General features: G+C 71.1%; 4 protein-coding genes. 1 reads left to right on the top strand and 3 read right to left on the bottom strand.

Annotated features, from left to right (window positions below; translation table 11 throughout):
• The 3 genes from ACTIE5_RS17825 to ACTIE5_RS17815 all read right to left on the bottom strand — a co-directional run.
• A partial coding sequence (locus tag ACTIE5_RS17825) for a hypothetical protein (RefSeq protein WP_439551057.1) occupies positions 1-1,190 on the bottom strand: 1,190 nt, incomplete at its 3' end.
• Positions 1,191-1,316: 126 nt separating this feature from the next.
• On the bottom strand, positions 1,317-4,601 hold the full coding sequence (gene treS, locus ACTIE5_RS17820; RefSeq protein ID WP_439551056.1) for a maltose alpha-D-glucosyltransferase: 3,285 nt from the start codon (positions 4,599-4,601) through the stop codon (positions 1,317-1,319).
• Between the two features lie 335 nt (positions 4,602-4,936).
• A complete protein-coding gene (locus ACTIE5_RS17815; RefSeq protein ID WP_439551055.1) occupies positions 4,937-5,647 on the bottom strand; it encodes a response regulator transcription factor in 711 nt (236 codons plus the stop codon).
• A 358-nt stretch (positions 5,648-6,005) separates the two neighbouring features.
• On the opposite strand from ACTIE5_RS17815, the gene ACTIE5_RS17810 reads away from it, so the two are divergent.
• Positions 6,006-7,190, top strand: a complete 1,185-nt coding sequence (locus ACTIE5_RS17810; protein WP_439551054.1) for a response regulator — start codon at positions 6,006-6,008, stop codon at positions 7,188-7,190.
• Positions 7,191-7,229 lie beyond the last annotated feature (39 nt).

The following is a 7,229-nucleotide window of genomic DNA, read 5'->3' as shown; positions in this document are numbered from 1 at the left end:
GCGCCGCCCGCCAGCGCATCATCGCCCGCCGTGCCGGTCAGCGTCAGGTTGGTGATGACGGGCGTCGGCGTGACGGGCGGGGGCGTCACTGTCGTGCCGATCTTCAACCCATCGGCGGCGACCCAGATGGGCATTCCCTGGTCGTCGTAGACCGCGTTGCCCCGGCCCGATCCATCCGCCCCCGCCAGGCGGCCATAGCCGTAGCCGTAGAACAGCGTGCCGCCGGCCGGGACGGGGCCGGAGAAGGTGACGAGCAGCGTATCCCCATCCACCAGCGTCGCCGCCGTGCCGTACACGGTCCCGCCCGCGCCCTGCACGCACCAGCCCAGCCCCTTGGCCGCATCGGCATCCAGCGCCTGGAAGCCCGTGGCGTGGTCATGCGCGACATCGATGCGCAGTTGGTTGGCGGCAGCGAGACTGGCGCGGATGACCTGCGGCCCCTTGTCATCGATATCGCCACCGGATTGCGCGACGATGGACCCCGACTTCGCGTAGTCCGCAAGGCTTTCGGCGATGCCGAGCGCGGCGCGCAGCACGGTCTGCGCCGCATCCCCGCCATCGATATGGCCGCCACCATATTCGATGGTGTTGGGGTTGCTGTCCCAGTCATCCGTCGTCGCGTTGATGTCCTGCATGCGGGCCGCGATGCTGGCATTGAAGGACGCATCCGCCGCCAGCTGTTCCATGCCGCGGCGGATCGCCTGGTGGCCTTCCTCCGTGCCCCAATAGGGCATGGCGGAGACGAAGTTGTAGGAGACGGTGGCAGCGCCCTGCCCCAGCGCCGCGCGCACCAGCGCCGCGTCGTAGCGCACGGCGGAGACCCATTGCTCCGTCGTCAGGGACGCATTCGCGCTGTCGTATTCGCTGTGCAGCCACAGCACCGCGGTCGGGTCGGCGCGCTGAGCGGCGGACAGGTCCGCGATCTCGTTCAGCAGGGCCTGTTCCTGCGACCCCACCTGCCAGCCGGACCCGTTCGGCTTCAGCCAATCCCCGATCAGCGAGGTGCCGCCGAAGGCGGTGCTGCTGTTGGCGTCGAACCGGTCATAGACCAGCGACACCGTGTCCTTCACCCCATCGAAGCCGAGCAGCCGCTGGACTTCCTGGGTGATGGTCCCGGCACCAGACCAGCCATTGCTTTCCATCAGCAGGATCGCGTTGGACTGGCCGCGGACGAGCAGGTTGATGTTCATGGCGGGCTCCCGGCCTGGATGCAGGGACGCCGCGGGACGGGAGCGGCGCCAGCGCCTCACGGGAATGAGAGGCGCCGCGCTCACGTCTAAGTGTATACTTTAATCACGTCAAGGTGAGTCTTCCCGTCAGGGTTGCAAATCCTCCATCGGTGGCACCAGCCGGTCGAGAACCGCGGCCAGCCCGAGCACCGGCACCGGCAGCCAGGGCGGCCGGTTCGCGAGTTCGTACCCGACCTCATAGGCCGCCTTTTCCACCAGGAAGAGGTCGAGCAGCGTCGCCGCCCCCGCTGGCGCCGCACCCGCCTCCCCCTCCCACGTCGCGCGATAGGCGGCGAGGAAGGCGGCCTCCGCCGCGCTGCGCCAGCGCGTGATCAGCGCCGCGCGCCGGGTGGAGGAGGCGGCCGTCGCCGTCCCGCTTTCCTCCGTCGCGGCCGCCACCGCCGCCGCGTAGTCCAGGCTGCGCAACAGGCCCGCCACGTCCCGCCAGGGGCTGGACTTGGCGCGGCGGGCGGCGAGCGGCCGCGCGGGCTCGCCCTCGAAATCCAGGATCACCGCATCGCCGGTCGCGACCAGCACCTGGCCCAGGTGGAAATCGCCATGGCAGCGCGTGGCCAGCAGCCCGGCCGGGTCCGGCGCCAGGGCGCGGATCGCCTCCACCAGCCGGGCGCGATCCGCCACCAGCCGACGGGCGGCATCGGCCGCCGGCCCCGGTGGCAGAAGGCCGGGACGGTCGAGCCGCCCGAGCGCGCGATCAAGGCTCGTCGCCGCTTCCGCCGCGAAGCCGCGCCCCATGGCGGCGTCGAGCGGCACGGGGGCGAAATCCGGATCGTCGCTCGGCCGTGCCAGCACCAGGTGAAGCTGCGCGAGCCGCCTGCCGATGGCCTCCGCCACGGGCAGGTAGCCAGCCAGCGGGTCCTCCGGCTCGGCTTCCGTCAGCGCGGCGTCGTCCACGCTGCGGGCCAGCCAATCCAGCGTCCAGGCCCAGGCATCGCCCTGGTTGCGGGCGAAGGCCTGCAGCAGCATCAGCGTATGGGGCGTGCCATCCGGCGCTACCCGCACCACCTGGCCGAGCAGGGCGGGCGTGCCGGGATAGGCAGCTGCCGTCAGGTGGCGCGCCATCTCCGCTTCGGGGTGCAGCCCGGGCTGGACGCGGCGCAGGAGCTTCAGCACCACCGCCTCCCCCAGGATGACCGTCGTGTTGGATTGCTCGACGCCGAGGCGCCGGACCTCCGGCGGTTCGGGCAGGACCAGGTCGGCCAGGGCCGGGGTCGGCTGGAAGCGCAGCTCCCCTTCCGGGGTCGCCAGCACGCGCCCGGCCCGGCAGGCCGCCAGCACGGCGCGGGCGAAGCCATCGGTGGCGACGGCATCCGTCAGCAGCCCGATGCGCGATCCGTGGCGCAGCCGCGCCAGGGCCAACTGCCCGGCGGGTTTCGCGGCATCCTCCTCCCCGATCCTCGCCAGCGGCAGGGCCCAGCTTTCGCCCGCGGCCTCCACCTCCGCCAGCAGCAGCGGTTCCAGCCCCGCTTGCAGCGGCACGGCATAGGCGAAGCGGGCGACGAGGCCGGCGGGCTGGGCATCCTTCGATCCGAACCAGCGGCGGAGCGGCAGCCAGGCGGGCAGCACCTCCCGCTCCAGCACCTGGCGGGCCTCGGCGGGCAGCCAGTCGCCGCCGGGGCGGCCGACCAGGGTGCGGAGTTCCGGCAGCGGTTCCGGCGGCGGCACGTGCCAGGCCGGCAGCGCGGCGCCTTCCGCCAGCAGGAACCAGTGGAAGGCATAGGGCGGCAGCGTCAACTGGTAGGGCAGCGGGCCAATCGGCGGGAAGGGCGTGCCGCCGAGCATCTCCACCGGCACGCGGCCGAGATGGGCGGCGAGATCCAGCTCCACCGCCTGGGCGGCGCGGGAGAGGTTGAAGACGCAGAGCGCGACCTCCCCCTCCCATTCCCTCACATAGGCCAGCACCTTCCGGTTGCCGGGATAGAGAAGGCGCATGACGCCACGGCCGAAGGCGCGGGTGCGGCGGCGCACGGCCAGCATCCGGCGCGTCCAGTTCAGCAGGCTGTGCGCGTCGCGGGATTGCGTCTCCACATTGACGGCCTGGTAGCCATAGGTCGCATCCTGGATGACAGGCAGCACCAGCGCCGCCGGATCGGCGCGGGAGAAGCCGCCATTGCGGTCGGGCGACCATTGCATCGGCGTGCGCACGCCATCGCGGTCCCGCAGATAGACGTTGTCGCCCATCCCGATCTCATCGCCATAGTAGATGACAGGCGTGCCGGGCATGGACAGCAGCAGGCCGTTCATCAGCTCGATCCGCCTTCGGTCGCGCTCCATCAGGGGGGCGAGGCGCCGGCGGATGCCCAGGTTGATGCGCGCGCGGCGATCGGCGGCATAGACGGACCAGAGCGTGTCGCGCTCCGCATCCGTCACCATCTCCAGCGTCAGTTCATCGTGGTTGCGGAGGAAGACGGCCCATTGGCAGCCATCGGGCACATCCGGCGTCTGACGCAGGATGTCGGTGATGGGGAAGCGGTCCTCCTGCGCCACGCCCATGTACATCCGCGGCATCAGCGGGAAGTGGAAGCACATGTGGCATTCGTCGCCGGCGCCGAAATAGGCCTGCACATCCTCCGGCCACTGGTTCGCTTCCGCCAGCAGCATCCGGTTCGGGTAGTCGGCATCCAGCGCGCTCCGGATGCGCTTCAGGATGTCATGCGTCTCCGGCAGGTTCTCGTTGTTCGTGCCGTCGCGTTCCACCAGGTAGGGCACGGCATCGAGCCGCAGGCCATCCACGCCGAGGTCGAGCCAGAAGCGCATGACGCGCAGCACCGCTTCCAGCACGCGGGGATTGTCGAAGTTCAGGTCAGGCTGGTGGCTGTAGAAGCGGTGCCAGAAATAGGCCTTGGCGACCGGGTCCCAGGTCCAGTTCGATTTCTCGGTATCGATGAAGATGATGCGCGTGCCGTCATAGCGCCTGTCGTCATCGGACCAGACATAGAAGTCCCGCTGCCAGGACCCGGGCGGGGACCGGCGGGCGCGGCGGAACCAGGGGTGTTCGTCGCTGGTGTGGTTGATGACGAGTTCGGTGATGACCTTCAGGCCACGCGCATGCGCTTCCCGCACCAGGCGCTTGAAATCGGCGAGCGACCCGTAATCCGGGTGGACGGCGCGGTAGTCGCTGATGTCGTAGCCATCGTCCCGGCGGGGTGACGGGTAGAAGGGCAGCAGCCAGATCGCATCCACGCCAAGCCCGGCGGCATGGTCCAGCCGCGCGATCAGCCCCGCGAAGTCGCCGACGCCGTCGTCATTCCCGTCCATGAAGGATTTGGGGTGGAGCTGGTAGATGACCGCGTCGCGCCACCAGAGCGGCTCCCGCGCCGTCTCCTCGCCCTGCTTCCTGCGTCGCCTCGGCATCCGGATCCCCCTTCGGTCGCGGGGGGCAACGCCGCTGGCGGCGTGCCGTTCCGGTTGCAGGGGTGCCCGCACGCCCGGAAGGGGCGAAAATCATCACCAGGAATATCGCCGGAATGTTGAGCGGATTGTCGCCGCGCCCGGTGATTGTCGCCGCGGGGCCGGAATCCGGGGCCGGGCGGGGGGATTTGTCGTCCCGGGACCGACGGTGCGCGCTTTGTCGCCGCCCGTCCCCCCGCGGCCCCGCCGTTCAGCCGGCTTTGTCGCGCCGTGTCGCGTTGGGCGCGACGCCCCACAACCCCATGGCGAATATCAACATACTGATAACCTGAGAAAAATCAGGAATTCGGGAAGCCGATGAAGACGTAGCCGACCTGACGGATGGTGACGATGCAGCGCTCCCCCAGCTCCGGCGCCAGCTTCTGGCGGAGGTGCAGGACGGCGTTGTCCACCGCCCGGTCGCCTGGCCGCCAGGGACGGCGGAAGACCAGTTGGGTCAGCGCCTCCCGCGTCTGCACCTCCCCGGGCTGGGATGCCATGACGGCCAGCAGGTCGAATTCCGCCGTCGTCAGCTCCAGCACCGTCCCATCGGGGCGCAGCAGGCGCCGCTCCACGGGCTGCAGGCGCCAGCGGTCCCGCCGCGGGGCTGCGGCGGCGGCGTTGCCGGGCCGGCGGATGCGGGCGCGCAGCCGCGCCACCAATTCGCGGCCGGAGACCGGCTTCACCAGGAAATCGTCGGCGCCGAGTTCGAGGCCCAGCACGCGGTCCGTCTCCTCCCGGTTGCCGGTGACGATCAGGATCGGCGCATCGGTCAGGGCGCGCAGTTCCGGCAGATGCGGCAGCGTGTCCACCGGACCCAGGCGCTGGTCCAGGATGATGGCATCCGGCCGATGGGTATGGAGGATGGCGAGCGCCGCCTGGAAGGAATTGGCGACCAGCGTGCGCAACCCATAGCGCTGCAGGTAGGCCGCCATTTCATCCGTGAGTTCGCGTTCGTCGTCGGCCAGCAGCACCAGCGGCGTCAGCGCCGTGCCCGCGGATTCCGTCATCGCGGCATTCGATTCCGTGAAGGATGCCTGGCCTTCGGCGAAGCCTCGGCCAGGCGCGCCGCGCCCTAGGCCTACCGGCGCGGGGCGCCCTGGCCCGCCAGGCCGACCCCCTGTCTGCGACGTCATCCTTCGTCTCCCCAGACGCAGGATGTCTCCGCCGATGGAGACCCTCCTCGACATTGAGGTTTACCGGAAGACGCTGGCTGACGTCGAGAGACCGTCTCAATCAGTAGGCGATTAGTTAACACGAAAGGCGACAACACGGCGACGCGGCCCTGTCCCATTCATCGGTCCGACACCACGGGACGGCGCCGGACCACCGGCCCCCGCCCCACCCGATGAAGAACGGAGCCGCACGATGACCATGCCGATCGGACGATGCAGCGCCACCGACCAACGAAGCTTCGCGCCGGGCGTCGGCCTCCGCCTTCCCTTCGCCACCCCCGCCCGGGAAGCGCTTTCCGTCCTGGTGGTGGATGACGAGGCCGAGGTGCTGGAGGAGCTGACGGTCGCGCTGGGGCGACGGGGCCTTTCGGTGCTGTCGGCGGGTTCGGCGCGCATGGCGCTTTCCATCCTGGCCAGCCGGCCGGATGTGGGCGCGCTGGTCACGGATATCCGGATGCCGGGCATGGATGGCATCGCGCTGGCGGAAGCCGCGCTGTCCGGCAGGCGGGATGCCGATGCGCTGGAGGTGCTGCTGGTGACCGGCTACGCCTCCGTCGCCCAGGGGCTGGCGGCCAGCCGGATCGGCGCCTTCGGGGTGCTCCGCAAGCCGATGCGGGGTGCCGACCTGGCCCAGTTGGTGGCGGAGGCGCTGGCCAGCGCCGCCCAGCGCCGCGACGCCGACCATCCCCGCACGCCCCAGACGGTGGGAGCCCTGGCCGCGGCGCCATCCCCGATGGCGATGGCCGGCCTGCCGCTGGTCCATGCCCAGGCAGGGCAGGCCTTCCCGTCCCTGTCGATGGGCAAGGCCGAGCCCCGCACCCATCCGGCGGAACGCCGGGCCACGCCGCGCCCCGCCCAAGATGGCCGGGCGGATAGCCGGGGGGACGGCCAATGGGATGATCAGTTGGCCGACGGCCTGGCCGATGACCTGGCGGATGCGCGGGCGCTGGAGGACGGGCGGGACCGCCCGCGGCGGGATCCGGTCTCCGCCCACGCGCTGATGGGGGCGGTGGCGGCGCAGCTTCGGGCCCGCGGCGCCGCCTGTTCGCGCCGTATCACGCTGCAGCCCGATGCCGACCTGGCCTTCTACATCGACAGCGCCCGGCTGCTGCGCGTGATAGACCTGCTGGGCCGCCGCGCCTTCGGCAGCCAGCCGGGAACGGCGGTGCTCTCGCTGGATGCCGGGGCCGGGCAGGCGCGGCTCGACCTGCTGCTGCGGCCTGACGCGCCCGAACCGGTGGAGCCGGAGCCGAGGCCGGAACGCGGCCTGCCCGTTGCCGTGGCGCGCCGCCTGGTGGCCGCGCTCGGCGGGCAATTGGATGCCTGGACCATCCCGACTGGCGGGCTGCGCGCGCGGCTGCTGCTCCACGCGGAATAGCCGCCAGCCCCACGCGGGGCCGCCCCCACCACCACCGCA

This window comes from Falsiroseomonas sp., assembly GCF_051859025.1.
Taxonomy (GTDB): Bacteria; Pseudomonadota; Alphaproteobacteria; order Acetobacterales; family Acetobacteraceae; genus Falsiroseomonas.
The sequence above is the reverse complement of the archived record's forward strand: the minus strand, read 5'-3'. Positions and strand labels throughout refer to the sequence as shown.

Bases quoted from the DNA above. Each gene is read 5' to 3' on its own strand.
- treS (WP_439551056.1), bottom strand. From the start codon at position 4,601: ATGCCGAGGCGACGCAGGAAGCAGGGCGAGGAGACGGCGCGGGAGCCG.
- ACTIE5_RS17810 (WP_439551054.1), top strand. From the start codon at position 6,006: ATGACCATGCCGATCGGACGATGCAGCGCCACCGACCAACGAAGCTTC.
- ACTIE5_RS17815 (WP_439551055.1), bottom strand. From the start codon at position 5,647: ATGACGGAATCCGCGGGCACGGCGCTGACGCCGCTGGTGCTGCTGGCC.